General features: G+C 74.7%; 2 protein-coding genes. One reads left to right on the top strand and one right to left on the bottom strand.

Annotation, left to right across the window (positions count from 1 at the left end; translation table 11 throughout):
- Window positions 1-540, bottom strand: a 540-nt coding sequence (locus AB0O00_RS36990; protein WP_363659084.1) for an alpha/beta hydrolase, incomplete at its 3' end; no start/stop codon positions are given.
- 163 nt (window positions 541-703) lie between these two features.
- Here AB0O00_RS36990 and AB0O00_RS36985 point away from each other — a divergent pair.
- Window positions 704-1,600 (top strand): LysR substrate-binding domain-containing protein, encoded by an 897-nt coding sequence (locus AB0O00_RS36985; protein WP_363659083.1) that lies wholly within the window; start codon window positions 704-706, stop codon window positions 1,598-1,600.
- Window positions 1,601-2,075: the final 475 nt, after the last annotated feature.

The raw sequence follows: 2,075 nt of genomic DNA, 5'->3' as shown, positions 1-2,075 counted from the left end.
GAGGGCGTCGATGAAGACGCCCGAGTCGAGGAGCTGGCGCGCCGTCCAGTCGTCGAGGGCCTGGCCGCTCGCGGGCCCGTACCAGTGGGAGACCCAGTCGGCGACGGTGTCGGCGCGGCTCTCGGCGAGGCCGGCCATCAGGGCGTTGAGCTGCGGGGCCATGCCCTGGCTGGGCCAGTGGCCGGGGCCGTCCACCGAGACGACGCCGCCGATGCGCCCGGGCGCGGCCAGGGCGGCCTCCAGGGCGAAGGTCGCGCCGATCGAACTGCCCACGAGCACGGGCAGGTCGAGACCGAGGTGGTCGACGAGGGCGAGCACGTCGGCGACGTTGCCGGCGACGTGGTTGCCCTCGGCCGGGTGGTCCGAGCGGCCGCAGCCCCGCCAGTCGACGGTGACGGTGCGGTGGTCCGCGGCCAGGCCGGCGACCTGGGCGCCCCAGACGCGCCCGCTGGTGCCCCAGCCGTGCAGGAACACCAGCGGGCGGCCGGTGCCGTGGTCCTCGTAGTGCAGCTCGATCCCGTTGATCCGCGCGAACGACATGACGTGCTCCTCAAGTCCGGTCCACCGCCGGTGCGGTGGCGCAGGACCATCACACCGGCCGGGCCGGCCGCGACCAAGGAGCGTTCCGCGCCTACACTCATCAGCGATCGTGATCAATCTCGGCGATCGTGATCAATCCGCAACGGGTGGGGGAGGCTCTCGGGTGGAACTGCGTCAGGTCCGGTACTTCCTCGCGGTCGCCGAGGAACTGCACTTCGGCCGCGCCGCCGAGCGCATGCACATCGTGCAGTCCGCCGTGAGCCAGCAAATTCGGCGCCTGGAACGGGAGTTGGGCGTCGACCTGTTCGACCGCACGACCCGGAGCGTGACCCTCACACCGGCCGGAAGCGTCTTCGTCGACCGGGCCCGCGCCGTCGTCGCCGCCGAACAGGCCGCCCTGGACGCGATCGCGGCGTTCCGCGAGGAGGCCGCGGGCGGGGTCGCCGCGCTGCGCATCGGCACCAACGTCGGCCTCGGCGCCCGGCTCGAACGCCTGCTGGCGGCGCTGGACCGGCGGGCGCCGGGCCTCGCCGTCGAACTCGTCAGCGCCGCACCGGCGGACCGGCTCCAGCGCGTGCGCGACGGCGAGCTCGACGCCGCGTTCGTCCGCGGGACCGCACGCAGCCCGGGGCTGGAGCTGCTGCCGGTATGGCAGGAACGATTCGTCGTGGCACTGTCCGCCGGGCACCCGCTCGCCGCGCGCGAAACGGTCGGCCTCGCCGACCTGGCCGGGATGCCGCTGCGGATCGCCCCGCGCGAGGCCAACCCGCACCTCGTCGACCTGATCCTCGACGCGTGCCGCGCCGCCGGGTCGGAGCCGGTGCTCGGCCCGGCGTTCACCACCGACCAGGACACCCTGGCCGCGATCGGCGCGGGCGGCACGCACTGGACGGTGTTCTACGCGACGCAGGCCGAGGTGCTCCCGACGATCCGCACCGTCTTCCGCCCGCTCGACGGCCCGGGCGCCCCGACGATGCCGACCTTCCTCGCCGTCCGCCCCGACGCGCCGGCCCGCACCCTCGCGCCGCTCCTCGAGGCGTGCCGCGATGTCGCGGGGTGAGGTGAAGTCTTCGTTCACGTCTGCGCCATGTTTGCGTCCCTGCCCTGCCCTGGCCGCCTGCCTCACCGCCCGCGCCGCCCACCGACGGGAACCCATCCCCGTCATCCTGCCGGCGGCCTGTGGCCGGCCAGCAGGTTCACCAACACGTCGTGCTCACAAGCCAGTTGAGATGATCTCCGGGTCGGGGCGCAGGCCTCTGCGCCCGGCGCGCGGGGAGCGCCGGGCGCCACTGCCACGTGGGTGACCGGCCGGATTGCCTCGGCGGAGATCGACATCCCCGCTCGCCCGCCTCCCGACTGACCTCCGCGGTCGGGCGGGAGACGGACGGGAGACGGACGGACGGTGGGCGGGGCGCGTCGCGGCTTGCGTCCGCTTTCGGGCGTTCGGCATCCTCGGGCCGTCGCCACCCCGGTGGTCCGGCCGGCGCGCTGCGCCGTCGCCGTGTCCGGGGTGCGCTTTCCCGGTCCCGCCTTCC

The organism is Kitasatospora sp. NPDC093558, from assembly GCF_040683475.1.
GTDB lineage: Bacteria > Actinomycetota > Actinomycetes > Streptomycetales > Streptomycetaceae > Kitasatospora.
This window is presented reverse-complemented; position numbering and strand designations above follow the sequence as displayed.